Origin of the sequence: Actinospineispora eucalypti (assembly GCF_039543365.1) — a bacterium.
Taxonomy (GTDB): Bacteria; Actinomycetota; Actinomycetes; order Mycobacteriales; family Pseudonocardiaceae; genus Pseudonocardia; species Pseudonocardia eucalypti.
The window spans coordinates 132,497-157,240 of record NZ_BAABJP010000020.1; the positions used below are offsets into that span (position 1 = coordinate 132,497).

The window sequence follows — 24,744 nt, forward strand, 5'->3', positions numbered from 1 at the left end:
AGCTACCTTCCCTCCATGGGCAGTGCCGTCAGCGACCGAGGCGCCGACGGCGCGCCCGGTTCATCCACCGAGGGTTCCCGGCGCACGGTCAGTTCGAAGTCCCTCGGTTTGACCCTGCGCGTCGCGAGCCAATAACGCCAGGTGAATCCGGGCCATATGGTGCGGTTCACGCCTTTGGCGTCCAGGTACCAGTTGGTACAGCCGCCGGTGCTCCACACGCCCTTGGCCAGCCGGCGCTGGATGCGGGCGTTGAACGCGGCCTGGGCCGTGCGCCGCACCTCAAGGGTCTCCGCGCCGTGCTCGGCGGCCATCGCCATCGCGTCCAGCGCGTACCGGATCTGCGACTCGATCATGAAGACCACCGAGTTGTGGCCGAGCCCGGTGTTCGGCCCGAGCAGGAAGAACAGGTTGGGGAAACCGGCGACGGTGATGCCGAGGTGGGTCTGGATGCCCTCCTCGCGCCACCGCCGCGCCAGGTCCGCCCCGTCACGGCCCTTGATGTCCAGGTACTCGAAGGCGTCGGTGACGTGGAAGCCGGTGCCGTAGATGATCGCGTCCACCGGGTGCGCCACGCCGTCGGTGTCCACGATCTCGCGCTCGCGCACCTCGGCGATGCCGGCGGTGACCACCTCGGCGTTCGGCCGGGCCAGGGCCGGGTAGTAGGTGTTCGAGCCGAGCAGCCGCTTGCAGCCGATCCGGTAGCGCGGGGTCAGCTTCTCCCGCAGCACCGGGTCGGCCACCTGGTTGCGCAGGTGCCGGGTTCCCAGCCGCTCGAGGACCTCGAGCAGCCGGGGGTGCCCGTTGAAGCCGAGCACGGCCGACTCGTTCAGCCAGTACAGCGCCGCCCGGTACAGCCGGCGCAGCGGGGGGAACAGCCGGAACGCCAGGCGCACCGGCAGCGGCACGGCGTGGTCCGGCCGGGGCAGCACCCACGGCGCGCTGCGCTGGAACAGGGTCAGCCCGGCCACCCGGCCGGCGATCTCCGGCACGAACTGGATGGCGCTGGCCCCGGTGCCGATCACCGCCACCCGCTTGCCGGCCAGCGGATACTCGTGGTTCCAGCGGGCGGAGTGGAAGGTCTCGCCCTCGAACCGCTCGATGCCGGGCAGCGCGGGGATGTTCGGGATGTGCAGCGCGCCCACCCCGGCGACCAGGTAGCGCGCCCGGTACTCCACACCGGTGTGCACCCGCACCAGCCAGCGCGCCGCCCCGGCGTCCCAGCGCGCGCCGGTGACCTCGAGGCCGAAGTGGATGTGCCGGCGCAGGTTGTGCTTGTTGGCCGTGCGGCGCAGGTAGTCCCAGATCTCCGGCTGGGTGGAGAACAGCCGGGTCCAGCCGGGGTTCGGCTCGAACGAGAACGAGTACATGTGGGACTGGATGTCGCAGGCGCAGCCCGGGTAGGTGTTGTCCCGCCAGGTACCGCCGACCTCGTCGGCCTTCTCCACGATGATGAAGTCCCGCTGGCCCTCCCGGGTCAGCCCGATTCCCATGCCGAGCCCGGAGAACCCGGCACCGACGATGAGCACCTCGGTGTCGATCGTCGTTCTCTTCTCGGAACCCATGGCCGCCCGTCAGACTGAGCTACAGTGCGACAATTCTGCTCTAAAGTTGCAATGACTGCAACCGGTGCGCACATTCGTGCACAACACGGGTGTGACTCACCGCCGGTCCAGTGATGATCGATAACACTGTCCCGGGAATCGGCTACACATGACCTCATCCCGGGCAATGAGTCGATAGGGTGGACACGGGTCGGGCCCAACGTGATGGACTGGAGGGAAGCGGGTGGACACGCCGTCTGTGCTGCCACTCCCCGACTCGATCCAGGGCCTGCCGCCGCCACCCCCGGCGTCGCTCGACCCCTTCCTGGACGCCACGTCGCGCTGCTTCGCCCGCTACGGGGTGCGCCGCACATCCGTGCAGGACGTGGCGCAGGAGCTCGGGGTGAACCGCACCACCGTCTACCGGCAGGTGGGCAACATCGAGCAGCAGATCATGCTGCTGGCCGCGCGGGACTCGCATCGCCTGCTGTCCACGCTGCCCGGGCGGATCGCCTTCCCGATCGGCCCCCAGTCGGTGGTCGAGCTGATCGCCACCCTGGTCCGCGAGTCCCGGAACCACCCTGTGATGGCCAAGATGCTGGCCGACGAGCGGGACCTGATCGGCTCGTTCGTGGCCCGCGACGTGACCGACCTGATGGAGCGGGCCACCGCGAGCTTCGTCCCACTGGTCAGCCTGGCCATCAGCACCGGCCACCTGGCCCGGCGGGACCCGGTCGCGCTGGCCCAGTGGCTGGTGCGGATCACCGCCTCGCTCATCCTCATCGAGCCGCCCGGCAACCTGGAGGAGTTCCTCGGCGAGCTGCTCATCCCGGCCCTCACCCCGCCCGAACCGCCCCAGCAGTCCCGCCGCCGCCGACTCCGCTAGCAGCCCCTGAAACACCCCATATCTGGGACGGCGCCCAGCCTGAGGACAGCTTGGATGGCGCGGCGAGGCAGTCCGCCGCGGCTTTGGTGCGGCCCGGTGCGTTTCTGCCGCTGCTGGCTCACCTCGGGCGGGTTCCGTTTCGATCGACAGCGTCGCTGATTCCATAGGACACATCAGCAACATGTATTTCACGAGGGGAACACCATGCGTATTCGATCACGCACCAAGCCCCACCATGTACCACTCATGAAACGAAAGTGACGCGTGGGGCGAGCCCACCGACTGCAACGCAACGGGCCGCACCAGAGCCGCGGGAGACCGCCACGCCGCGCCGTCCAAGCCGTCTTTGAAACCGGACCGGCCCCGAAAGGTTCGCCGAGGTTGTCACATCAGCAACATGCGGGCGTTGCGGGCGACCAGATGACTTCGGAAGCGGTGCGCTAGGTTCCTCTGCCTATGGCAGCAGAGTTCGCGGGTCCGTTCGCCCAACGGCCGCCGGCCGAGCTGTTGGAGATCCAGTACCCGCCGCTGGACCGGTTCGGGCTCGCCGAGCTGCGCCGGATCATCACCACCTGTTGGGTGCTGAACACCCACCTGGCCGGCGCCTGGCTGCGTTGGTTGGTCCGGCGGGTGCTGCGCCGGCGCGGCGCCCCGCTCCCGGTGGCGGCCTCCGAGGCCGCGGTGACCGCGTTCGGCAAGCTCGGCCCGATGTTCGTGAAACTGGGCCAGCTGATGGCCTCGTCACCGGGGCTGTTCCCGCAGGTGCTGAGCACCGCCGCACAGCGCTGCCTGGACAACATGCCACCGTTCCCCAGCGAGCGGGCGCGGCGGCTGGTCGCCGCCGAGCTCGGCCGGCCGGTGGAGACGCTCTTCGCCTCGTTCGACGACGTGCCGCTGTCCGCCGCGTCCATCGCCCAGGTGCACGCCTGCCAGCTGCCGGACGGGCGGGCGGCGGTGGTCAAGCTGCAGCGCCCCGGCATCGGCCCACGCATGATCACCGACCTGCGCATCATGCGCCGCCTGTCCCGTCGCCTGGACAAGCACGTCGCGCTGGTCCGGCTGATGAGCCTGGAAGGCATCGTCGAACAGCTCTACCTGGCCACCTGCCAGGAGCTCAACTTCGCCCTGGAGGCCACCAACCAGGAACGGTTCGGCGAGGCGGTGGCCGCCTTCGGGGACAACAAGGGCGTGGTGGTCCCGGAGATCTACTGGGACTACTGCGCGCCCAAGCTGATCTGCATGCAGCGGCTGTACGGCACGCCGATGGACAACCCGCAGATGCTGCTGGCCAAAGGCATCGAGGGCGAGCTGCCCATGCGCCGGGGGGTGAAGGCCTGGCTGGAGGCGGCCATCGTGCACGGGCCGTTCCACGGCGACGCGCACGCCGGCAACCTGTGGATCCTGGACGACGGCCGGATGGCCTTCCTCGACTTCGGCATCATGGGCGAGCTGGACGCGCACTGGCGGGACCTGCTGCGGGACGTGCTCTACACGGTGATGTTCGACCGGGACTTCGAGCGGGTGGCCCGAGGCTTGCGCCGGTGCGGGGTACTCGCCCCGGAGGAGGTCACCGGGGCCACCGACGGGCAGCTCGGCTTCGCGCTGAGCGCGGTGTTCGGGCCATTCCTGGACGCGCCGATCTCCCGGCTGAACCCCCGCAAGATCATCGAGTTGATGCTCAACACGGCGGAGCGCTACTCCGGCGAGAACCCGCCCGAGCTGACCCTCTTCGCCAAGCAGCTTCTCTACTTCGAGCGCTACTCCAACCTCCTGGCGCCGGACTGGGTCCTCCCGATGGACCCCTTCCTGATGCGCAACATCTTCCCCACCGAAGCCTCCGCCCGAGCCGCCCAACTCGGCACCCCCATGCCCGACTAACCCATATCGCTCCCCTCCTCACCCCATATCGCTGGTTCCACCACCCTGTATCGCTGGCTCCACCGCCCCATGTCGCTGGCTCCACCGCCCCATGTCGCTGGTTCCACCGCCCCATGTCGCTGGTTCCACCACGCTATGTCGCGGATTTCGCCAGCTCGGACTGATCGGCCCGAGCCAGCCGAATCAGCGACATGACCTGGTGAAACCAGCGATATGGGTGAGGGGTGGGCGCTCACCGCCTGAGCGTCAGGACGCCGGCGGCTAGCAGGGCCAGGGAGGTGAGTTGGGGCCAGGCGGCGCTGTCCAGGCCCAGGCGGGAGATGGCGAACAGGCCCAGGGCGGCGGCGACGGTGCCGGCCACGGCGGCCGCCGGGTGACCGGTGCCCGCCGGCCGGGGGCGCTCGAAACGGCGCAACGCCACCACGAGCAGCGCACAGACCAGGGTGCAGGCCAGCAGCCAGAGCGGCAGGGCCGAGGCGGCCGGCACGGTCACGCCGGTGAGCAGCAGGAACCCCTGCACCAGGTAGCAGGCGGTGAGGTGCCAGCAGAAGATGGTCATGATCATCGAGTTGCCGGCGGCCACCACCAGCCAGGCCCGGGGCCGGGCGGCCAGCGCGGTGCCGGCCGGGCGGAGCAGCAGCGCCACGCCGACCAGGAACACCCCCTGGCCGAGCAGGGCCAGAGTGGGCGGCGCGGAGTTGGACGCCTCGTTGCCGGGCAGGCCGACCATCAGCACCGGGTAGCGGTCGGTGCCGAACACCAGCAGCGCCGCGCCGGCCAGCCCGCCCACCGCGAACGCGGAGGCCAGCCGCCGGCCACCCCGGAGCAGCGTGCCGTCCGCGTAGGCGTAGCCGAGCTGGTGCACGGCCAGCCACACGAACAGCATGTTGGCGTACCCGACCAACGGCACCGAGGTCGCGGCCAGATCCACCACCCCGGCGGCCGCCGCCAGCGCGCCGAACACCGGCCACAGCCCGTGCCGCCGGTGCAGCCGCATCATGGCCGGCGCGGCCAGCACCACCAGCAGGTAGACGCCGATGAACCACAGCGGCACGGTGATGATCCGCCGGCCGACGGCGAACACCCCGCCGGTCAGCCCGGCCGCCTGCATGGCCAGGGCCAGCCCGGTCCAGATGACCAGCATGGCCAGCACCGGAGGCAGCAGCCGGGCCACCCGGGACCGGACGAAGTCCCCGCCGGCGGAGCCGGCGGCACGGCGCGGGCGCCCAGTTCGGCGCCCGACGGAGACACGGCACGGCACGTCGTGGCGCAGCGCGCGGGCGTGCGCGAAACCGCCGACGAAGAAGAACAGCGCCATCACCTGCCACACCCAGGTGGACAGCATGGCCGGCATCGCCGTGCCCAGTGTGCCGGCGCCGTTCACGGTGAGCAGGGCGACCACCCAATGCCCGACCGCGACCATGCCGATGGAGAACAGCCGCAGCAGGTCGGCGTAGCGGTCCCGGTCGGCCGGGGTCGCCGCGTCCAGCGCCCGGGCGCCGCGCGGGAGGGTTGCGTTGTCCGTCATGCCGATCAGGCTCCCGCCCGGCGGCCGCCCGAACATCCGGGGAACTACGTAACCCGTTGACGTTTGCTGAGAGAACCGCATCTAATGGCTCTCAGCTTCGAGGGGGAGGCGTTAGCTCATGGGTACACCCACGGCCGAGGTTGAAGCCCCGCCGGTACGCGCGGTCCAGGCCTGGACGGTCACCACGATGTCCGTGCTGTTCATCGTGGTCAACTGGGCCGACAAGTCGATCCTGGGCATCGCCGCGCAGCCGCTGATGGAGGACCTGAAGCTGTCCAACAGCGAGCTGGGGTTCATCGGCAGCGCGTTCTACTTCCTGTTCAGCATCGTCGGCGTGATCACCGGGTTCGTCGCCGACCGGGTCAGCGCCCGCTGGGTGCTGCTGGTCATGGTGCTGGCCTGGTCGGTCACCCAGCTGCCGGTGCTGGTGTTCGCCACCGGCACCGCGCTGCTGATCAGCCGCATCGCGCTGGGCGCGGCCGAGGGTCCGAGCACCGCGATGGCCAGCGTCGCCGCGTTCACCTGGTTCCCGCAGGAGCGGCGCGCGCTTCCGGCCGCCCTGATCAGCTCGGGTGCGTCCATCGCCAAGATCGCCATTGCTCCGGTGCTCGCGCTGATCGTGGTCGGCTGGGGCTGGCGGGCGGCGTTCGTGGTGCTGGCGGTGCTCGGCCTGGTGTGGGCGGCGGTGTGGGTGCTGGTGGGCCGTGAAGGGCCGTATGCCCGGTCCGCCACGTCGGCGGCCGCCGCGAACGACGACGTGCCGTTCCTGCGCATCGTCAGCCGGCCCACCTTCATCGGCGCGGTGCTGGGCACCTTCGCGATGTACGCGCTGGTCTCCGTGGTACTCACCTGGCTGCCGTCCTACCTGGAGAAGGGGCTCGGGTTCCCCCGCCTGGCCGCCGGCAGCATGCTGGGGCTGCCCAGCGTCGTGGCGATGGCGGCGATGGTGGGGATCTCCTGGTTCACCGACCGACGGTTGTCCGCCGGGGGCAGCTCCCGGACCCTGCGCGGGCTGGTCGCCGCCGGGTCGCTGGTGGTGGGCGGGCTGCTGCTCGCCGCGCTGCCGGCGGCAAAGGACGTCACGCTGGCCATCGCGCTGGTCTGCGTCGGCTACGGCATCGCGGCGACCTCGCTGCCGCTGCTCGCGGCCTGCGTGTCCCGGATCGCCCCGGCCGGGCGGCAGGGCTCGGTGCTGGGTCTCTACTTCGCCCTGCAGGCCACCTCGGGGCTGATCGCCCCCGCCCTCACCGGGATCCTGGTGGACGCGGCCGACACCCCGGCCCAGGGCTACGCGCTGGCCTTCCAGGTGTTCGGTGTGGTGGCCGCGATCGGTGGCGTGTCGGTGGCGCTACTGGTCCACCCGGACCGGGACGTGGCCGGCGCGCGGGGACGCTAGTCCTCGCCGGGGCGGGCGTGGTCGGCCTTGCCCGGGTTGGGGTCACGGGACAGGTCGATCAGCGGGTGCAGCGGCGCGCCCTCCGGTGCCTCGTGCTCACCACCGGCACTCTCGGTCGGCTGGTCGGCGACGTCGGCGAACTCGGTGTCCTCGGCATCGTCGCGGCTGTGCGCCCCCATGGCTCTCCCCCATGATCGCTGTTGGTGACAAAACTTCGACAGAGTGTAACTAGGCGGCTCAGTCGAGCGGCCGGCGGCCGCTGACGAACTGGGCGAACCCGCCGGCCCGCTGCCGGATGTCCACCAGCCCGGCCGAGCGCAGCACGCCGGTCAGCTCCTCGCGGTCGAAAAGGCGCAACCCGTTGGCCCAGGCCAGCCCGCTCGCCGCGGTGCGCAACGGCTCGGCGTCCGGGCGCAGTGACGTCATCAATGCCAGACGCCCGCCGGGGGCGAGCACCCGCAGCATCTCCGAAAGCACCGTGAACGGCTCGGGCACCAGGTAGAGCGCCGCGTAGCAGCACACCGCGTCGAAGCTGGCCGTCGGGAACGGCAGCCGCCGGGCGTCCGCCCGCAGGTAACCGGCCCGGGGCACGGCGTTGTCCCGCACCGCGCGGGCCAGCATCGGCTCGGAGGCGTCCAGGCCGACCGCCAGCCCGTCACCGCTCAGCGCCGAGGCGAACAGTCGGGTGAAGTTGCCGGGGCCGCAGGCCACGTCCAGCACCCGCATCGGCCCGCCCAGGTCGAGCAGCCGCACCGCCTCCCGGCCCTCCTCCTCGACCGTGGCGCCCTGGCTGAGCAGCACGGTCAGCGCCGGCCGCCACCAACGCTGGTAGATCGAGGCGACCAGGCCGCTGTGCATCGCCCGCTGCGCCCGGGTACGCCGGTACTCCTCGGTGTCGCCGAGCAGGTCCAGGTAGCCGGCCGAGTCGTCCGGCTCCCGGTCCAGCCGCGAGGGGTCCAGCAGCTCACGCACGCGCGCGGTGCTCACCGGCGGCTCACCCACTCACCCACCGCTCACCCGCCGCCGAGCAGCGGCAACGCCGGCGGGGCGGCGGGAGCCGGAGCCGGGGACGGCTTGGTGGTGCGCTCCTCCTGAGGGCTGGGCTTCACCGGACGGGCCCGCTCCAGCAGGTCCGCCCCGCGCGGCGGGCCGGCCGTGTCGTCCCCGCGCGGCCTCGGCGCGTACTGCGCGCCGCGCTGCTGCAGCCGGGGCTGGTCGACCGTGCAGTACCGGTAGATCCGGGGCGGCGGGCTGCCGCCGATGGTGGGCAGGCGGCGCGGGGTGCCGTAGTCGCACACCGGGCGCGGGTAGAGGTCGGCCAGCGCGGTGATCTGGTTGCCCTGCACCGCGCTGGGGGCCGCCTTGCCCACCCGGATCAGCCCGGGCAGCACCTGGCGCATCGCCGGCAGCCGGTCGGCGGCGATCTGGCTGAACGTGGCCAGGTCCCCGAGCAGCTCCCCGACGTCCGGCCCGTCCTTGCGCACCACGTCGTCCACCAGGTCCAACGCGCCCGGCGCCTCGTCCAGCAGGTCGCGCAGGGCCGGGTCGCCGTCGCGCAGCGCGCCGGTGGCGCCCCGGGCGTGCTGGCTGAACCCTCGGAACTCCGGCCGCAGGTCGTTGAACGTGCCGAGCACGGTCTGGCTGTTGCGCAGCAGGCCCACGGTCTGGGGCAGCACGCCCTCCAGGCCGGCGAGCAGGTAGTCGGTGCCGTCCAGGGTGCGCTGGGTGGCCTGGCTGGTGTCCCGCAGGCCTTTGGCCAGCTCACCGACCAGGGTGCGCACGTTGTCCGGGTCCACCTGCATAGCCAGCTGGGTCACGTTGCCCACCACCTGCGGGAACGGCACCGGAAGCCGGGTCTGCCGCTGGTCGATCACCGCGCCGTCGGCCAGGAACGGTCCCTGGTCGGTCCTCGGCCGGAAGTCCAGGTACTGCTCGCCGGCCGGCGAGAGGTTGGCCACCACCACCTCGGTGTCGGTGGGGATGCGCACCCCCTCGTTGACCCGGATGACCGCCCGCGCGCCGCCGGGCGGCAGGTCGATCGCGGTGACCCGGCCGATCGGGATGCCCCGGTAGGTGACCTCGGAGTAGTCCAGCAGCCCGCCGGTCTTGGCCAGGTTCACCGTCATGGTCATCGGACTGCTGAACGGGTCGATCCGGATGACCCCGAACAGCAGGTAGGCCAGGCCGACCGCGGAAAGGGCCAGTACCGAGAGCACGGTCATCACCGCCCGCCCCTTCACCGGGTACCCCCGAACGTCCGCAGCTGCCGCTCGAAGATGTTGGCCAGGTCCCGGCCGCCGTCGGCCAGGTCGTTCGGGCCGGGCGGGCCGGAGATCGGCGGCAGCAGGATGAGGTTGCCCAGCGCGATGACCCCGTGCGCGGCGGCGCCCTCGCCCTTGGTGATCGCCTCGACCGAACGGCCCAGGTACACCAGGCTGTCCAGTGACGGCCCCAGGTAGGGCCGGGTGTCGGTGAACCCGTCCAGCACCGGCCCGGCGGCCCGCAGCAGGCCGCGCGCCTCGTGATCGGACTCGCGCAGGATGTGGTCGGCGGTCCGGCTGGCCCGGCCGGCGCTGTTCAGCGCCCCGACCAGGTGGTCCGTCTCGTCGGCGAAGACCTCGACGGCCGGCGGCAGGTCCCGGAAGCCCTCGTCGATGGTCTTCGAGCCCTCGCGCAGGGTGTGGCTGGCCCGGTTCGCCGCGTCCAGCACCCGGTCGAAGTCCTTGGTGTGCGCGGTGAGCGTGCCCACCGTGGTGCGGGTGGTGTTGATCAGCCGGTTCAGCTCGGGCGCGCGCCCGGCCAGCGCCGCGTTCACCTCGTGCGTGATCACCGGCAGCTGGGCCAGGCCGCCGCCGTTGACCACCCCGGACAGGGTGGCCAGCAGGTCCTCCACCGAAGCCGCCGAGTCGGTGCGGGCCAGGTCGATCACGTCGCCGTCCTTGAGCGCCGGAGCGCCGGGCGCGGCCCGCCCCGCCGGCGGGTGCAGCGCCACGAACACCTCGCCCAGCGGGGTGGCCTGGCGCAGCTCGGCGGTGGTGCCCTGGGGCAGGCGGATGTCGGCCCGCAGCTGCATGGTCACGCGCGCGTCGAACTTGTCCGGCCGGATCTCCCGAACCCGGCCGATGTCGTCGCCGCCGAGCTTCACGTGCGCGCCGTCCGGCAGGTTCAGCGCGTCCGCGAACACCGCCGTCACCTCGTAGCTCTCCCCTTCCACGCCGAGCCCGGGCAGCGGCAGGTCGGTGGCGGACAGCGAGCAGCCGGACAGCGCCGCGCCCAGCAGCAGGACCAGCGCCATCCGCGACAACCGGGCCCTCACCGGCTCCTCCCGCCGAGGAACAGCCCGGCCAGGTCCGGCATCCCGGCACCGGCCAGGCCGCCGGGCGTGGGGCAGAACAGCGGCAGCGGGAACCGCGCGCACAGCCCCTTCGCCAGCTCGGTGTCCAGGATCGGCTGGAAGATCGAGATGTGCACGCGTGCCCCGCCCGCCTTGGTGTCGATGGCGTTGCCCAGGTTCTGCAGCAGCAGCGGCAGCACGTCCAGGGACTCCTGCAGCTCGCGCTTGCGGTTGGCCAGGGTGCCCACGGTGACCTGGAGGTTGTCCACGGAGGTGTTGAACTTCGACCGGTGCTCCTTGAGCAGGTGCTCGGTCCGGTCCAGCACGTCGGTGAGGTCGTCCAGCACCCGCACCAGGTTGGGACCCTGTTGGTCGAACAGTGCGGCGGCCTGGTTCAGGTTGCCGGTCACCGAACGGATCACCTGGTCGTTGCGGGCCGCGACGGCGGTCAGGTGCTCGCCGTTGCGCATCAGGTTGACCAGCTGGTCGCGGTTGTCCGAGAGCACGCCGACCGAGTCGGCGACCCCCTTCAGCGCGTGGTTGAACTTGTCCCCGTTGCCCCGCACCAGGTCGGCCGAGGTGGCCAGCGCCCCGTTCAGCGCGCGCGTGGTGTCCTTGTCCTTGGTCAGCTCGGCGGCCAGCTTGTCGGCGGCCGCGAAGACCCGGTCGATCTCCACCGGGGTGCGGGTGCGTTCGATCGGGATCAGCGCGCCGTCCCGCATGGTCGGTCCGCCCCGGTAGACCGGGGTCAGCTCCACCCGGCGGTCGGTCACCACCGACGGGGACAGGGTCACCACCATGGCGTCGGCCGGGATCTTGATCTCCGGGTCCACCGCCATCTCGACCAGCACGTACCGGCCGGCCGGGTGGACCGCGGTCACGCTGCCCACCTTGATGCCCAGCACCGCGACGTCGTTGCCCGGATAGAGCCCGACCGAGTCGGAAAGCTGCGCGCTGATCTTCGTCGGCCCGGCGCCCACGCCGCAGCTGACCGTGCCGAGCACGGTGAGCAGCGCGACCAGGGCCAGGGCCGTCCTGCGCAGGGTCCTCATTTGCAACCTTTGTTGAAGCCGACGGCACAGAGGAAGTCGTCGGGGAAGATCGAGTACGGCAGGTGCACGTCCCAGAACGGCCCGTTGCCGAACGCGTTCGCGGTGTACCGGGAGGCCGGCGCGAGCAGCTCCAGCGCGTGGTCGATCTGGCTGTCGCTCTTCTTGAGCAGGTCGGACAGCTCCACGATGTTGTCCAGCAGCGGGCCGAACTTGGGCTCGTCCTCCTTGAGCAGGCCGCGCAGCTCGTCGGTCAGCGAGGCCAGGTCGGAGAGCAGCCCCCGGATCAGGTCGCGGCGCGACACCAGCGCCTTGAGCAGCGTGTCGGTCTGGCCGAGCAGCGCGAACAGCCGGTCGCTGCGCTGGTCGGCCAGGGTGACCAGGGTGTCGGTGGATCGGATGATCTTCCCGATCTGCTCCCGGCGGCTGTTCACCACGTCGGTCAGCCGGCCCAGCCCGTCCAGCGCGGCGGCCACCTTCGGCCCGTCGCCGCGCAGGTTCTTGTTCACCTCGTCCATGGCCTGGTGCAGCAGCTTCTCGTCCAGCTGCTCGGTCAGCGGGGTGGCCTGTTCCAGCACGTTGGACAGGTCGTAGGGCACCGTGGTGTGGGCCAGCGGGATCCGGTTGTTCTTCGGGCTGCCGGTGGCCGACGGGCGCAGCTCCAGGTACCGGCCGCCGAGCAGCGTGCCCAGCTTGATGCTGGCCAGCACGTCCGCGCCGAGCTCGACGTCCGACTCGATGCGGAAGGAGACCAGCACGTGGTCCCCCTCCAGCTCGGCCCCGGTGACCTCACCGACGCCCATGCCGGCCACCCGCACCTCGTTGCCCGGGCGGATGCCGCCGGCGTTGGCGAACTCGGCGCTGTACCGGTCCTTGCCCAGGCCGAGCAGGCCGAAGCCCAGCGCGGCCAGCACGATCGCAGCAATCACCGCGCAGGCCACCAGGCCCAGCCAGAACGGGTTGTACTCGCCCAGCGGGCGGAGCAGTGGTCGTTGCATCAGCGACACACCTCGGTATGGGTCGCCACGGAGTCCGGGATCTTGAGCAGGTCCGGCGGCAGCCCGGGGATCTGGATGGCCAGGTCACACGCGTACAGGCTGATGAACGAGCCGTAGTGCTGCGTCCGGCCGAGCGCGGCCAGGAACGGCGGCAGCCCGTCCAGCGTGGCGACCAGGTGCTCGTCGTTGTCCAGGAACACGTCGGAGGCCTCGGTGGCCTTGCCCAGGTCGGCGCGCAGGTCGGGGCGGATGTCCGAGATCAGGTCCTCGGCGGTGCCGGTCACCGAACGCACCTTCTCCAGCGCGCCGTAGATCTCCCCGGTGTGCTCGTTCAGCCCGCCGACCAGCCGCTCGGACTGGTCCAGCAGCCGGTCGAACTCGGGGGTCTTGCTGGACAGCTGGTCCAGCACCGGGACCAGGTTGTCGATCACGCTGGTGATCACCTTGTCCCGGTCCGCGATGGTGTTGCTGAGCTGCGCGGTCTGTTCCAGCAGCGGCCCGATGTCCTTCCCGCTGCCCTGCAGCACCTGCACCAGGGTGGCGTTGAGCCGGTTGAACTCGGCCGGGTTGAACGTGGTGAACAGCGGCTGGAACCCGTTCAGCAGCTCGGCAACGTCGAACGAGGACTCGGTGCGCTCCATCGGGATGAACGCGCCGTCGACCAGCGGCGGGGCGCTGCCCTCGCCCGGCACCAGGGACAGGAACCGCTGCCCGATCAGGTTCTGGTACCGGATGACCACCCGGGTGTTCTCGTACATCGGCTGGGCCGACTGCACCTCGAAGGTCACCCGGGCCCGGGGGCCGACCAGCTTCATCGACTCCACCCGGCCCACCCGCACGCCGCCGCTGCGCACCGTGTCGCCCTCGTGCAGGCCGGAGACGTCGGTGAACTCGGCGGTGTAGGCGCGGGTGTCCCCGCCGACAGTGTTCAGCAGGGTGGACCAGAGGATCCACAGCAGGGTCAGCGCGACCACGCTGAACACGAGCAGCTTGACTACCTCACGACGAACGCTCATGCCCCGCTCACCTCCCGCAGTTCCGGCCGGACATCGCCGGCCCGCCGAGCACGCCGGGATAGCGCGGGCAGTCGGCGGCGGTGTACGGGTCCCACGGGGTGAGGCTGAACTTGATCACCAGCTTGCCGCCGTTGGGGTCGAACCCGACGGCCAGCGGGCGGGCGCCCTCGCCCAGCCGGCGCAGCGCCTCCGGGATCTCGTCCGGGGCGATCGCCAGGGTGCGCAGGATGCCGCTCAGGTTGTCGGTGACCCGGATGATGTGCCCGGAGTTGTGGTCCAGGAACTCGTCCACCGACTTCGCGGTGCGCTCCCCGCCGGTGAGCACGTCGGCCAGCCGGTCCCGCTTGTCCACCGCCGTGCGCGCGGTGACCACCGCGTTGTCCACGGTGTCCAGCAGGTCCGGCGCCGAGTCGGCCAGGGTGTCCAGGTCGGTGCCGAGCAGGCGCAGGTCCGTGACGAACTCCGGGGTGTGCGCGTTCAGCGTGCTCAGGTAGGGCGCGGCGCGGTCGACGATGGACCCGAACCGCTGGCCCCGGCCCTGCAGCGACTGGGAGATGTTGGTCAGCGCCACGTTCAGCTCGGCCGGGTGGATCGCCTTGAGGACCTTGTTCAGCTGGGTGATCACCGTTTGCAGCTGCACCGTCTCCAGCGAGCGGTCGCCGGGGATGCGCGCTCCCACGGCCAGCCGGGGCCCGCCGGTGTCCGAGGGGTCGAGCAGCTCGATGGCCGGCGCACCGAACACGTTGCTGGGCACCACCCGGGCGGTCACCCCGGCCGGGATGCCGTCGGCGTACTGGGAGCGCAGCTCCAGGTCCACCTCGTGCTGGGCCACCTCGACCAGGCCGTCCCCGGTGGGCAGTGCGCGCACCCCGGAGACGTTGCCGATCCGCGCGCCGCGCAGCTTCACGTCCGCGCCGGGCGCGATCCCGTCGCCGATGTCGTCCACCACGGCGACGGCCTCGAACACCGGCCGGAAGGCGCCCCGGTACTGCGCGAACAGCAGCCCGATCACCACGACCACCACGGCCAGCGCGATCAGGCCGCGCACCACCAGAGCGCCGGTGGACGGCCCTCTGCCCGATGTGTCTACCGCGTAAGGCACCGCGTCACCCCGAGATCCGGATGCCGGGGTCGAAGCCCCAGAGCGCCATGGTGATCATCATGTCGCTCAGCACGATGGCGATCAGGCTGTTCCGGATGGCCCGCCCGGACGCCTCGCCGACGCCCTGCGGACCGCCCGACGCGTAGTACCCGTAGTAGCAGTGGATCAGCGTGGCCAGCACCACGAAGACCACCGCCTTGAGCACCGAGTAGAGGATGTCCACCGGGACCAGGAACGAGTGGAAGTAGTGCAGGTAGGTGCCGACCGACTGGCCGTAGCCGATGTTCAGCACCAGCTGGGTGGCGATGTAGTTGCCGCCCATGCCGATCAGGTACAGCGGCAGGATGGCCAGGAACGCGGCGATCACCCGGGTGGTGACCAGGTACGGCAGCGGCCGGATGGCCATCGACTCCAGCGCGTCGATCTCCTCGGAGATGCGCATCGAGCCCAGCTGCGCGGTGTACCGGCAGCCGGCCTGGGAGGCGAACGCGATGCCGGCGACCAGCGGCGCGATCTCCCGGGTGTTGCCGTACGCGGAGACGAAGCCGGTGAGCGGCGCGAGGCCGAGGATGTCCAGCGAGTTGAACCCCTCGATGCCCACCGAGGCGCCGGTGAACAGCGAGAGCAGCACCATCACGCCGATGATGCCGCCACCGACCACGATCGCCCCGCTGCCCCAGCAGATGTCGCCGAGCAGGCGGATCACCTCACCCGGGTAGCTGCGCAGGGTGAGCGGCACGGCGGCGAAGGTCTGGCCGAGGAAGGTCGCCTGGTGGCCGGCCTGGGCCACCGCGTCCACCGGCTTGCGGGCCAGGTCCTCCACGGCCCGCCCGGTTCGCGAGCTCAGTTGTGCCACGGCTCAGCCCAGCCGGGGCGGCGAGATCACCGCGTAGATCTGGGTGATGATCACGTTAACCGCGAACAGCAGGACCACCGACAGCACGACGGAGGCGTTCACCGCGTCCGCGACGCCCTTCGGGCCGCCCTTCGCGTCCAGCCCCTTGTAGCAGGCCACCACGCCGACCATGGCGCCGAAGATGCCCGACTTGACCTCGGCCAGGATCAGGTCCGACGGCAGCGCGAAGGCGGCGAACGAGGAGATGTAGCTGCCCGGCGTGCCGTTCTGCGCGAGCATGTTGAACAGGAAGCCGGTGAGCACGCCGGCGAACGCGACCACGCCGCACAGCAGCAGCGCGATGACCGTGGTGGCCACCACCCGGGGGGCCACCAGCCGCTGGATCGGGGATATGCCCAGCGTCTCCAGGGCGTCGATCTCCTCGCGGATGGTCCGGGCGCCGAGGTCGCTGCAGATCGCCGAACCCACCGTGCCGGCCAGCAGCAGCGCGACCACGGTCGGCGCGCCCTGCCGGATGACCCCGAGGCCGTTCGCCGCGCCGATGAACGAGGTGGCGCCGACCTGGCTGGCCAGGCTGCCGATCTGCACCGAGATGATCACGCCGAAGGGCACCGCGACCAGCAGCGTCGGGGCCACCGACACGCGCACGATGAACCAGGCCTGAGTGATCGTCTCCTTGAACTGGAACTGCCCGCGCAGGGTGTCGCGGACCAGGAAGACGACCACGTCGACGGCCATCACGAAGATCTTTCCGGCCGTGACGACCCCGTCGTAGATCCGGCCGAGGACGGTTCCGACAAGTCCCCCGAGTCGGTTCTGTCCGTATCGCTGGAGGAGGTCCAACTCCCGTCCCCTCAGTCCTGTCCGCGCCGCCCCGGCGCGACCCGATGGCAGCTATAACGAGCGACGTGCGTCACGGTTACGACGCTACGACAAATCGGTGGATTTGTTGCAGCGTCGCACGGAGCCTGATGATCACCCCTGGTCAGCCCCTTGCGAGGCCGGCGAAGTAGAGCGAAAGTAGGGAGATGCGGACACGGGGCCAGGACGGATCGATGCGCTGGCGGACGCTGACGGAGAGCGAGCTGGCCGACCTGGATCGAGAGGTCGCGGAGCTGGCCTGGCGGTGGGCGCGCCGCCTCGGCGGGCTGCGCGTGGAACAGGCCCCGTTCGGCCCGGCCGACCCCCAGCTGCCCGAGTCGGACCGGGCGGCGGCCCACCTGGCCCGGCTGTACCTGCTGGCCAAGATCCGGGCCAGCGCGGACAGCCGGGCGGACGCGGACGCCTTCTACGCCGGCCAAGCCGGCGCCGGCTACCCCGAAATCGCGGCCGCCCTAGGCATCAGCTAACCCCCACCCCAACCTGATTCAGTCACTTCAGCAGGCCGATTCAGTCACTTCAGCAGGCCGATTCAGTCACTTCAGCAGGCCGATTCAGTCACTTCAGCAGGCCGATTCAGTCACTTCAGCAGGCCGATTCAGTCAACAGTGTTGACTGAATCACTGTGCAGGAGTGACTGAATCACCGAGCTGAAGTGACTGAATCAGTGTGCAGGAGTGACTGAATCGGGTTGGGCTTCTCGGGCGAAGGCGCGGTGGGCGACCGAGATGTAGCGTGCCTTCATCGGGAGGCGGTCCCAGAGCGGGGCGAGCGCGCGGACCGCGGCGGCCACCCGCTGGTACGACCGCTCGTCGCGGTCGGTCCACGGCAGGTCCAGGATCTCCCGCGCCCTTTCCGGCAGCCCGCCCACGGACAGCAGCCGCGCCACGTGGTTGAGCGGCCGGCGGACCACCGCCCACACCGGCCCGGGCACCTTCGGCGGCCTCGGGATGCCCTTGGTGGCGTACCCGATGCCGTACTTCGCGGTCTTGTGCGCGACCAGCTCCTCGCGCAGCATCCGGTCCCAGTACCGGTCGAACTCGTCCAGCGTCTCCGGCATGGGGCGGTCGCTCACCCCGTACAGCCGGTACCAGATTTTCGACTCCTCGTAGAGCCGCTCCTGCTCGGCCCGGTCCAGTGGGCGGACGAACCGCTGGATGCCCTCGCGCAGCTGGTCGAAGAAGGTGGCGTGCGCCCAGAAGTAGACCTCGGGAGTGAGCGCGTGGTAGCGCCGGCCGTCGGGCAGCTCGCCCTTGATCTCGGTGTGGAAGTCGCGCACGGTCCGGCCGGACTCACCGGCCCTGGGACCGCCGTAGACCGTGTTCAGGATGGGCGGCACGCTGCGACGCAGGCGGCCGAGGGTGTCGGCGAAGAACACCGAGTGGTCCAGTACCGCCTGGCCCAGTTCGGGCAGCATGTTCTGCAGCAGGGCCGCGCGCGGCCCGAGCAGCACCAACCGGTAGTCACCGAAGTAGCGCCAGGTGAGCGAATCCGGCCCCAGCCGTCGCGTCTCCACGCCCGTCATCTACCGACTCCCTTCCCGTGGGCTCACCCGAACGGTACACTGCCCTGGGACATAAGCATAGATATGTCCCAGCGTTCCAGTGAGACCCGCACCGACGCGATGGGCGAAGCGCATGCAGCCAACTCAGGCCGGCAACACCCCGACCGAAGGACTGAAGGAGGTTCGCGGCCCGCGCTCCGGTGGTCCACTGCTGGCGCTGCGGCTGATGCGCGACCCGTACGGCATGGGCGACAAGCTGCACGGCGAGTTCGGCCCGCTGGTCTCCATCAACGTGTTCGGCATCCAGATCGTCAACGCGCGCGGGCCGGAGGCGGCCGAGCAGATCCTGGTGAACCGGGACCGGGCGTTCGCCAGCGGGCCCGGTTGGAGCTACTTCATCGGCCCGTTCTTCAACCGGGGCATCATGCTGCTGGACTTCGACGAGCACCTGCTGCACCGCCGGATCATGCAGTCCGCGTTCACCCCGGACCGGCTGCGCGCCTACTCGAAGCTGATCCAGCCGAACGTGCGCGAACAGCTCGACCGCTGGTCCCCCGGCCCTGGGTTCCGCCTGCGTACCGCCCTCAAGCAGCTCACCCTGGACCTCGCGCTGGAGGTGTTCGTCGGGCTGAAGCTGCCCCGCGCCGAGGCGGACCGGATCAACAAGGCGTTCATCGACGCGGTGCTCGCCGGCACGGCGCTGGTCCGGATGCCCGTGCCCGGGCTGCGCTGGCACCGGGGCATCCGGGCGCGGAAGGTGCTGGAGGAGTTCTTCTACTCCCATATCGAGGCGAAGCGCCGCGACGGCGGGGACGACCTCTTCGCCGCGCTGTGCGCCGCCACCACCGCCGAGGGCGAGCGGTTCAGCGACGAGGACGTGGTAAACCACATGATCTTCCTGCTGATGGCGGCGCACGACACCACCACCATCACCATGACGACCATGTCCTACTACCTGGCCAAACACCCCGAGTGGCAGCGGCGGGCGCGCGAGCAGTCACTGGGGCTCGGCCCGGACCTCGGCTACGAGCAGTTGGGCGAACTGGTCGCGGTGGACCGGATCATGAAGGAGTCGCTGCGGCTGTGCCCGCCGGTGCCCGGGCTGCCCCGGCGCGCGATCAAGGACACCGAGGTGCTCGGTTACCGCATCCCGGAGGGTTCCTACATCTCGCCGACCCTGCTCACCAACCACTTCCTGCCCGAGTACTGGTCCAACCCGACCGTGTTCGACCCCGACCGGTTCTCCCCCGAACGCGCCGAGGACAAGGTGCACAAGTACGCCTGGCACCCGTTCGGCGGCGGCGTGCACAAGTGCATCGGACTGCACTTCGCCGGCATGCAGGTGAAGACCATCTACCACGAGCTGCTGCAACGCTTCGAGTGGAGCGTGCCGGACGACTACACCTGGCCGATCGACTACAGCAGCCTGCCGTTCCCCCGCGACGGCCTGCCCGTGGACCTGCGCCGCCGCTGAGCCCGCATGATCATCAGGACGTCACGGTCACCTATCGGCCCGGAAAGCGGCCCCCAGGTCCTGATGACCATGACTAGAGCGCCGGCGCGGTGGGGGTCGGGTTCGAAAGATGGCTTGGACCGCGGATCGGTGGCCGCCCTGCCGCGGTTCTCGCTCCCGGCCGCCGGCCTCACCGCGGAGCGTGACCGGTAGTGGCCGAGTTCGGTTCATCTCGTTCTCGAAGTCGACACCAGTCTGGTTTTTTCAAGATCGAACCAGAATGGTGTCGCACTCGATGGAGATCCGCCGCGGAATCGCCCGCGCGGGCTCGACGGTTTGGCGACGCTGCGTGACGAAGGCCGCTATGCACCAGCCGCTCGCCACGGGCCCAGGCGCGGGCGGCGAGCGATAAGGCACCGAGCGAGGTTCGAGCCGCGCCAGACCGACAGATAACGAGCCGGGGACGCTCGGCGATCTTCCGGTATGCGAATCGACCGGTTGTCGCCAACGCTGCCTCTGGTCATGCTCTGGGCCTGCGCGGTCGGCTGGGCGGTGTCGCTGGCCCTGTGGCAGCCGCTGGCCGAGCGGGTGTCCGGGCACCTGGACATCGGCAACTACTGGGCGCGTGACCTGCGGATGGCGCTGATCGTGCTGGCCGCCGCCACGCTGGTGTGCGCCGGCCGGGGGCGCCGGGGAGCCGGCCGGGGCGCGATCGCCGGCGCGCTGGCGTGGGTGGCGCTCGACGTGCTGCTCGACCGGGCGAACCTGGCCGGCGTTACCGCCGCGGCGGGTCTGGCGGCGGTGGCCGGCCTGGTGCTGACCGGCCTGTGCCTGCTGGCCCGCCGGGGTGAACCGAAGCCCGGCGCCGCCGGGCTGTACGTCGCGGCGGTGTTCGCGTTGACGGCGGCGGAGGGCATCGGCTGGATCCCGGGTGCGCCGGAGGACGCCTCGGCGCTGTGGCGGCCGGCCGGCGGGCTGCTCCTGCTGCTCGGCTGCGCCGTCACGGTCGGCTGTGTGGCGGTGGCGGAGCCAGGACGGGCCAAACCGGTGGCGATCGCCGTGGGCGCGCTGCTGGCGTTGTCCATCCTCGTTTACGCCCTCGCTCCCCTGATCGGTGGTGCGGCCTGGCTGCTGAGCCTCCTGCTGGTCGCGTTGCACCTGGTGCTGCTGACCATGCTGGTCGGGTCGGCCTGGTCGGTGCGTCGGGACGGCGGCTGGGCCGCCGCCGCCGGCGCGGTGCTGGCGGGTTGGCTGGCGCCGCTGGTGTTGTTGATGCTCACCTGGGGCGAATGGTCGAACTACCTCGCGCGCTACAACGAATGGGTCATCGGCGACCAGCTGACCAGGCTGGCCGGCAACCAGCCGGTGTACGACCCGCAGGCCTACACGCCCAGCGCCTACCTGTCGTGCGTGCTCGCGTCAATTCTCGGCGCGTTCGTCGTCGTCGGAGCGGCGTGGCGGAAGCGGTCCGGCCGGGTCAGTCCACCAGGCGGGTGAGGTGGCGTTCGGCGTAGCGGCGCACGGCGGCGGTGTCGGCCAGGTCGAACTGGCCGCCCGGGAACAGCACCATGGAGATGGCAACCCGCTGCAGGATCTCGGAGACCGCCAGCAGGTCGTCCTGCTCCATGGTGGAACCGCAACGTTTCAGCGCCGCCGCGATGCGCGCGGTGAACTCGTCGCGCAACAGCGCGCCGCCCGGCGCGGTGCCGGGGGCGAACAGCGCCTCGGGCTCGCTGTCCAGCAGCCGGGCGACCAGCGGCATCCGGTGGGCGAGCTGGGCAGTCGCGGCGAACGACTCGACCACCGCTTCCTTCGGGCCGCACCCCTCGATCGCCGCGTCCAGCGCACGCAGGAACTCCCGCCCCTGGTGCCGCACCACCTCGCTGAACAGCGCCTCCTTGTTCGGGAAGCGGCGGTAGAGGGTGCTGCGGCCGACGCCGGCCCGTTTCGCCACCGAGTCCACGTTGGCCCGGCGCAGCCCGTAGGTCTCGAACTCCACCCTGGCGGCTTCGAGTATCTGCTGCTCATGTTCGGTCAGCGCGGTCGACATCGAGCCCCAGATTACCAACTAGAGTTGAACACCCCTGGTCAGCGCGCCGTCGACCACGATGTTGGTGCCGGTCATGAACGGCACGGCCGGGCTGGCCGCGAACACCACCGCCCGGGCGATCTCCTCCGGGGTGGCCATCCGGCCGGTCGGGTTCAGGCCCAGCGCCTGCGCGTAAAGCTCCGGGTTGTTGCGCTCGATGTTGTCCCAGACGCCGCCCTCGAAGAAGACGTTGCCCGGGGAGACCGTGTTCGCCCGGATGCCCTTGGCGGCCTGCTGGAAGGCCACGCCCTGGGTGTAGTGCACCAGTGCGGCCTTGAAGGTGCCGTACGGGCCGGCGGTGAAGTCGATCTCCCGGCCGGACACGCTGGACACCGTCACGATGGACGGCACCTCGCTGCGCTCCAGGTGGGGCATGGCCGCGTCGACCATGCGCACGGTGTGCATCAGGTCGACCTCGTAGGACATGCGCCAGTTCTCCGGCGTGATCGGGATGGCCAGCGCGCTCACGTTGGCCACCGCGATGTCCAGGCCGCCCAGCTCCTCGGCCGACCGCTCCACCCAGCGCGTGAGCGCCTCGGCGTCCGCCACGTCCAGCGCCTGGCCGAACGCCCTCACTCCCCGTCCGCGCAGCGCCTCGACCGTGGCGTTCACGTCGCCGGCGTCCCGGGCGCAGATGGAGACGTGCGCGCCCTCGTCGGCGAAGGTCTCCGCGATGCGCCGGCCGATGCCCTTGCTGCCGCCGGTGACCAGTGCCCGGCGGCCCTTCAGCCCGAGGTCCACTACATCGTTCCTTTCGCCTGTTCGCGCAGGTAGGAGTGCATGCCGTCGAACGCCCGGACGGGCGGCAGCAACGCCTTGGCCACCTTGGTGACCGCGCTGTAGTTGGTGTCGCACACGTTGGCCAGCGGGCAGCGGGCGACCTGGGTGAGCAGCTGGTACGCGTCCAGCCGGTCGATGCCGAGCAGCTCGGCCAGCCAGCCGACCATCTCCACCTGGCTGGCCCGCCAGGCGTCCTCCAGCGGCCGCGCCGAGCCGACCACCATGATCTCGTCGTCCGACTCGATGCGCGGCCAGGCCGGCCCCCGGCCCTTGATCAGTTCCACCAGCAGCGTGGTGTTCATGGCACCTTCCACGGCGGTGCCGCAGGCCTCGCCCTCACCCTGCCGGTAGTGCCCGTCACCGATGGAGAACAGTGCGCCCGGCACGTTCACGCCGAGGTAGCAGGTCACCCCGGCGCGCATCTCCGGGGTGTCCATGTTGCCGCCGAACGTGTCCGGGACCAGCGAGGAGCGCACCTCCCTGGCCGGCGGGGCGACGCCCACCGTGCCGTGCATCGGGTCGATCGGCAGCTCGATCACCAGGCCGTTGCTCGCCTCGAAGGCCACCGTGCCCTTCGCGCGGTCCAGGTGGTAGATCCAGGTTCGCTCGGGCAGCGGCTCCTGCAGGGTGGCGGTGCGGTCGGTGCCGGTCAGCCCGCCGAAGAACGGGATGGTGGTGGACGCCGCCCAGTCCCTGGCCGGCTCGATGGACACGAAGTGCAGCGCCAGGGTGTCCCCCGGCTCCGCGCCCTCCACGTGGAACGGCCCGGTCTGCGGGTTCACGTCGGGCATCTGCAGCGACCGGGTGGGCAGGTCGCCGGTGGACCGGATGCGACCGGCGAACGCGTCCTCGGTCCACACCTTGAGCAGCGACCCCGGCGTCACCCTGGCCACCGGCGGCACCCCGCCGAAGGTCCACGCGTACTGCTCCGGGGCCGGCCGGAACTCCACCACATCCATCCCAGACGCTCCTCCCGGCGAAACAGTTGCAAGTGGAAGCATCTCGGCTCAACGCCCACCACGCAACCGCACCGTGCCGGCGCCTATTCCGCCGGAGGTGTCGGGTGTTCCACCGGAAGACCGAGCACCGAGGCGGACGCGAGCAGTCGCCGGTCGTAGCTGACGAACGCGGTCAACCGGCCACCGAACACGGCATGCGCGGTCGCCAGGTGGATCGCCTCGAGCGACCGTAGTTCCGGCTCCGGGAAGGCCGCCGCCGACGCTCGAACCAGCTCGTCGACCTCGTAGCGGGCCACCCGGGCCAGCAGAGCCGGCACCTGCGCGACCAGTTCCGGCTCGGTGCGCCGCAACGCCCTCGGCAGCTCGACCTCCACCAACGCGGAGGAGATCACGCTAGTAGCGCTCGTCGTCGCGCAGCCGGCGCATCAGTTCGCCGGCCTCGTTGTCGGTGCGCACCGGCCCGGTCGGCCTAGGGATCGGCCCGCCGACGCTCGCCGGGCGCAACTTTCCCGAAGCGATCAGCTCGGCGCTGGCACACGGACCGCGGCACGTGTGCCAGCGCCGAACGGTGGGTGCGGGCTGCCTAGGACTGCAGGAGGGGGAGGAGTTGCTGGAGTTCGTCGGCGATGGAGGTGGGGACGATGTAGCCGTCCTGGTTGCGGATCTGCTCGATGTTGCCGGCGATGTCTTCGGCGGCCGGTTTGGTGCCCTTGCCGGCGAACCAGCCGGGGGTGAGGCCGACGAACATCCGCGCGTAGCGGCCGCCGCCGGCGGAGAACACCTCGTGGGTCAGCTCGCAGGCCTCGCTGGCCAGGTAGACCACCATCGGGGTGACCAGGTCCGGCTCCACCATCTCGGCCAGCGGTCCGAGCAGGTCCTCGGTCATCCGGGTGCGGGCGATCGGGCAGATCACGTTGCTCTTGATGTTGCTCTTGGCGCCCTCGAGGGCGAGCACGTTGTTCAGCCCGACCAGGCCCATCTTGGCCGCGCCGTAGTTGGTCTGGCCGAAGTTGCCCAGCACGCCGGCGTTCGAGGCGGTGAACACGAAGCGGCCGTAGCCGTTCTCCTTCATCACCCGGAAGGCCGGCTGGCTGACGTAGAAGGCGCCCTTGAGGTGCACGTCCAGCACCGCGTTGAGTTCCTCGTCGGACAGCTTGGCGAAGGTCTTGTCCCGCAGGATGCCGGCGTTGTTGATCACGACATCGACCTTGCCGAACGCGTCCAGCGCGGTCTGCACGATGGCCGCGCCGCCCTCCGGGGTGGCCACCGAGTCGTGGGAGGCGACCGCGTTGCCGCCGGCCGCCTTGATCTCGTCGACCACCTTCTGCGCGGCCGAGGCGTCGGCCCCGGTGCCGTCGGCGGCCCCACCCAGGTCGTTGACCACGACGGATGCGCCGCGCGAGGCCAGGTCCAGTGCGTACGTCTTGCCCAGACCGCCCCCGGCCCCGGTCACGATGGCCACGCGGTCGATGAAGTTGATATCAGTCACGGGCCGC

General features: G+C 70.8%; 24 protein-coding genes. 6 read left to right on the forward strand and 18 right to left on the reverse strand.

What is annotated here, in order from left to right; genetic code table 11:
* Positions 1–2: 2 nt before the first annotated feature.
* Entirely contained in the window at positions 3–1,562 is a 1,560-nt protein-coding gene (locus ABEB12_RS21240; protein ID WP_185060360.1) for an NAD(P)-binding domain-containing protein, read from the reverse strand.
* Positions 1,563–1,785: 223 nt separating this feature from the next.
* Between ABEB12_RS21240 and ABEB12_RS21245 the strand changes: the two genes are divergently transcribed.
* Together ABEB12_RS21245 and ABEB12_RS21250 are read left to right on the forward strand one after the other, a co-directional pair.
* Positions 1,786–2,427 carry a TetR family transcriptional regulator gene (locus ABEB12_RS21245; RefSeq protein WP_185060359.1) on the forward strand — a complete coding sequence of 214 codons (642 nt, stop codon included), beginning with the start codon at positions 1,786–1,788 and terminating at the stop codon, positions 2,425–2,427.
* 456 nt (positions 2,428–2,883) lie between these two features.
* Positions 2,884–4,305, forward strand: a complete 1,422-nt coding sequence (locus ABEB12_RS21250) for an AarF/UbiB family protein (RefSeq protein WP_185060358.1) — start codon at positions 2,884–2,886, stop codon at positions 4,303–4,305.
* 232 nt (positions 4,306–4,537) lie between these two features.
* Here the strand turns inward: ABEB12_RS21250 and ABEB12_RS21255 are convergent, their stop codons facing one another.
* Entirely contained in the window at positions 4,538–5,833 is a 1,296-nt protein-coding gene (locus tag ABEB12_RS21255) for an acyltransferase family protein (protein ID WP_185060357.1), read from the reverse strand.
* Positions 5,834–5,951: 118 nt separating this feature from the next.
* Here ABEB12_RS21255 and ABEB12_RS21260 point away from each other — a divergent pair, with 118 nt between their 5' ends.
* Positions 5,952–7,229: an MFS transporter gene (locus ABEB12_RS21260; RefSeq protein ID WP_185060356.1), complete on the forward strand. Its 1,278-nt coding sequence runs from the start codon at positions 5,952–5,954 to the stop codon at positions 7,227–7,229.
* Here the strand turns inward: ABEB12_RS21260 and ABEB12_RS21265 are convergent.
* Genes ABEB12_RS21265 through ABEB12_RS21310 form a run of 10 tightly spaced genes read right to left on the reverse strand, consistent with a single transcriptional unit; the run spans position 7,226 to position 16,322 of the window.
* Positions 7,226–7,408 carry a hypothetical protein gene (locus tag ABEB12_RS21265; protein WP_185061417.1) on the reverse strand — a complete coding sequence of 61 codons (183 nt, stop codon included), beginning with the start codon at positions 7,406–7,408 and terminating at the stop codon, positions 7,226–7,228. The genes ABEB12_RS21260 and ABEB12_RS21265 overlap by 4 nt on opposite strands.
* Positions 7,409–7,466: 58 nt before the next feature.
* The gene (locus ABEB12_RS21270) at positions 7,467–8,216 is read right to left on the reverse strand and encodes a methyltransferase domain-containing protein (RefSeq protein WP_185060355.1); all 750 of its coding nucleotides are present in this window, start codon (positions 8,214–8,216) and stop codon (positions 7,467–7,469) included.
* 26 nt (positions 8,217–8,242) lie between these two features.
* Complete coding sequence (locus ABEB12_RS21275; protein ID WP_345703006.1) at positions 8,243–9,469, reverse strand: MlaD family protein; 1,227 nt, start codon at positions 9,467–9,469, stop codon at positions 8,243–8,245.
* Complete coding sequence (locus ABEB12_RS21280; protein WP_185060353.1) at positions 9,466–10,545, reverse strand: MCE family protein; 1,080 nt, start codon at positions 10,543–10,545, stop codon at positions 9,466–9,468. The genes ABEB12_RS21275 and ABEB12_RS21280 overlap by 4 nt, the downstream gene beginning before the upstream one ends.
* On the reverse strand, positions 10,542–11,615 hold the full coding sequence (locus ABEB12_RS21285) for an MCE family protein (protein WP_185060352.1): 1,074 nt from the start codon (positions 11,613–11,615) through the stop codon (positions 10,542–10,544). The genes ABEB12_RS21280 and ABEB12_RS21285 overlap by 4 nt, the downstream gene beginning before the upstream one ends.
* On the reverse strand, positions 11,612–12,610 hold the full coding sequence (locus ABEB12_RS21290; protein WP_185060351.1) for an MCE family protein: 999 nt from the start codon (positions 12,608–12,610) through the stop codon (positions 11,612–11,614). The genes ABEB12_RS21285 and ABEB12_RS21290 overlap by 4 nt, the downstream gene beginning before the upstream one ends.
* Complete coding sequence (locus ABEB12_RS21295; protein ID WP_185060350.1) at positions 12,610–13,626, reverse strand: MCE family protein; 1,017 nt, start codon at positions 13,624–13,626, stop codon at positions 12,610–12,612. Before ABEB12_RS21295 ends, ABEB12_RS21290 begins: the two co-directional genes overlap by 1 nt.
* Positions 13,627–13,633: 7 nt before the next feature.
* Positions 13,634–14,728 (reverse strand): MCE family protein, encoded by a 1,095-nt coding sequence (locus tag ABEB12_RS21300; RefSeq protein WP_185060349.1) that lies wholly within the window; start codon positions 14,726–14,728, stop codon positions 13,634–13,636.
* A gap of 4 nt (positions 14,729–14,732) precedes the next feature.
* Entirely contained in the window at positions 14,733–15,575 is an 843-nt protein-coding gene (locus ABEB12_RS21305; RefSeq protein ID WP_185061300.1) for an MlaE family ABC transporter permease, read from the reverse strand.
* Positions 15,576–15,587: 12 nt separating this feature from the next.
* Positions 15,588–16,322, reverse strand: a complete 735-nt coding sequence (locus tag ABEB12_RS21310) for an MlaE family ABC transporter permease (RefSeq protein WP_185061301.1) — start codon at positions 16,320–16,322, stop codon at positions 15,588–15,590.
* A 290-nt stretch (positions 16,323–16,612) separates the two neighbouring features.
* Here ABEB12_RS21310 and ABEB12_RS21315 point away from each other — a divergent pair, with 290 nt between their 5' ends.
* Positions 16,613–16,933 carry a hypothetical protein gene (locus ABEB12_RS21315; RefSeq protein ID WP_185060348.1) on the forward strand — a complete coding sequence of 107 codons (321 nt, stop codon included), beginning with the start codon at positions 16,613–16,615 and terminating at the stop codon, positions 16,931–16,933.
* A gap of 194 nt (positions 16,934–17,127) precedes the next feature.
* Here the strand turns inward: ABEB12_RS21315 and ABEB12_RS21320 are convergent, their stop codons facing one another.
* A complete protein-coding gene (locus ABEB12_RS21320) occupies positions 17,128–17,988 on the reverse strand; it encodes an oxygenase MpaB family protein (protein ID WP_185060347.1) in 861 nt (286 codons plus the stop codon).
* A gap of 112 nt (positions 17,989–18,100) precedes the next feature.
* Here ABEB12_RS21320 and ABEB12_RS21325 point away from each other — a divergent pair, with 112 nt between their 5' ends.
* Both ABEB12_RS21325 and ABEB12_RS21330 read left to right on the forward strand, forming a co-directional pair.
* The gene (locus ABEB12_RS21325) at positions 18,101–19,441 is read left to right on the forward strand and encodes a cytochrome P450 (protein ID WP_185060346.1); all 1,341 of its coding nucleotides are present in this window, start codon (positions 18,101–18,103) and stop codon (positions 19,439–19,441) included.
* Between the two features lie 501 nt (positions 19,442–19,942).
* A complete protein-coding gene (locus ABEB12_RS21330) occupies positions 19,943–20,917 on the forward strand; it encodes a hypothetical protein (protein WP_185060345.1) in 975 nt (324 codons plus the stop codon).
* Here the strand turns inward: ABEB12_RS21330 and ABEB12_RS21335 are convergent.
* The 5 genes from ABEB12_RS21335 to ABEB12_RS21355 all read right to left on the reverse strand — a co-directional run bounded on the left by ABEB12_RS21335 (position 20,898) and on the right by ABEB12_RS21355 (position 24,737).
* The gene (locus ABEB12_RS21335) at positions 20,898–21,470 is read right to left on the reverse strand and encodes a TetR family transcriptional regulator (protein ID WP_185060344.1); all 573 of its coding nucleotides are present in this window, start codon (positions 21,468–21,470) and stop codon (positions 20,898–20,900) included. The two genes, ABEB12_RS21330 and ABEB12_RS21335, sit on opposite strands and share 20 nt — an antisense overlap.
* Positions 21,471–21,488: 18 nt before the next feature.
* On the reverse strand, positions 21,489–22,250 hold the full coding sequence (locus ABEB12_RS21340) for an SDR family oxidoreductase (RefSeq protein WP_185060343.1): 762 nt from the start codon (positions 22,248–22,250) through the stop codon (positions 21,489–21,491).
* Positions 22,250–23,248, reverse strand: coding sequence for an acetamidase/formamidase family protein (locus ABEB12_RS21345; protein ID WP_185060342.1), 999 nt, complete (start codon positions 23,246–23,248; stop codon positions 22,250–22,252). The genes ABEB12_RS21340 and ABEB12_RS21345 overlap by 1 nt, the downstream gene beginning before the upstream one ends.
* 83 nt (positions 23,249–23,331) lie before the next feature.
* Positions 23,332–23,640: a PIN domain-containing protein gene (locus ABEB12_RS21350; RefSeq protein WP_185060341.1), complete on the reverse strand. Its 309-nt coding sequence runs from the start codon at positions 23,638–23,640 to the stop codon at positions 23,332–23,334.
* Positions 23,641–23,831: 191 nt separating this feature from the next.
* A complete protein-coding gene (locus tag ABEB12_RS21355; protein WP_185060340.1) occupies positions 23,832–24,737 on the reverse strand; it encodes an SDR family NAD(P)-dependent oxidoreductase in 906 nt (301 codons plus the stop codon).
* Positions 24,738–24,744 lie beyond the last annotated feature (7 nt).

Bases quoted from the DNA above. Each gene is read 5' to 3' on its own strand.
- ABEB12_RS21240 (WP_185060360.1), bottom strand. From the start codon at position 1,562: ATGGGTTCCGAGAAGAGAACGACGATCGACACCGAGGTGCTCATCGTC.
- ABEB12_RS21250 (WP_185060358.1), top strand. From the start codon at position 2,884: ATGGCAGCAGAGTTCGCGGGTCCGTTCGCCCAACGGCCGCCGGCCGAG.
- ABEB12_RS21255 (WP_185060357.1), bottom strand. From the start codon at position 5,833: ATGACGGACAACGCAACCCTCCCGCGCGGCGCCCGGGCGCTGGACGCG.
- ABEB12_RS21260 (WP_185060356.1), top strand. From the start codon at position 5,952: ATGGGTACACCCACGGCCGAGGTTGAAGCCCCGCCGGTACGCGCGGTC.
- ABEB12_RS21265 (WP_185061417.1), bottom strand. From the start codon at position 7,408: ATGGGGGCGCACAGCCGCGACGATGCCGAGGACACCGAGTTCGCCGAC.
- ABEB12_RS21285 (WP_185060352.1), bottom strand. From the start codon at position 11,615: ATGAGGACCCTGCGCAGGACGGCCCTGGCCCTGGTCGCGCTGCTCACC.
- ABEB12_RS21290 (WP_185060351.1), bottom strand. From the start codon at position 12,610: ATGCAACGACCACTGCTCCGCCCGCTGGGCGAGTACAACCCGTTCTGG.
- ABEB12_RS21295 (WP_185060350.1), bottom strand. From the start codon at position 13,626: ATGAGCGTTCGTCGTGAGGTAGTCAAGCTGCTCGTGTTCAGCGTGGTC.
- ABEB12_RS21310 (WP_185061301.1), bottom strand. From the start codon at position 16,322: ATGGCCGTCGACGTGGTCGTCTTCCTGGTCCGCGACACCCTGCGCGGG.
- ABEB12_RS21315 (WP_185060348.1), top strand. From the start codon at position 16,613: ATGCGGACACGGGGCCAGGACGGATCGATGCGCTGGCGGACGCTGACG.
- ABEB12_RS21320 (WP_185060347.1), bottom strand. From the start codon at position 17,988: ATGACGGGCGTGGAGACGCGACGGCTGGGGCCGGATTCGCTCACCTGG.
- ABEB12_RS21325 (WP_185060346.1), top strand. From the start codon at position 18,101: ATGCAGCCAACTCAGGCCGGCAACACCCCGACCGAAGGACTGAAGGAG.
- ABEB12_RS21330 (WP_185060345.1), top strand. From the start codon at position 19,943: ATGCTCTGGGCCTGCGCGGTCGGCTGGGCGGTGTCGCTGGCCCTGTGG.
- ABEB12_RS21335 (WP_185060344.1), bottom strand. From the start codon at position 21,470: ATGTCGACCGCGCTGACCGAACATGAGCAGCAGATACTCGAAGCCGCC.
- ABEB12_RS21345 (WP_185060342.1), bottom strand. From the start codon at position 23,248: ATGGATGTGGTGGAGTTCCGGCCGGCCCCGGAGCAGTACGCGTGGACC.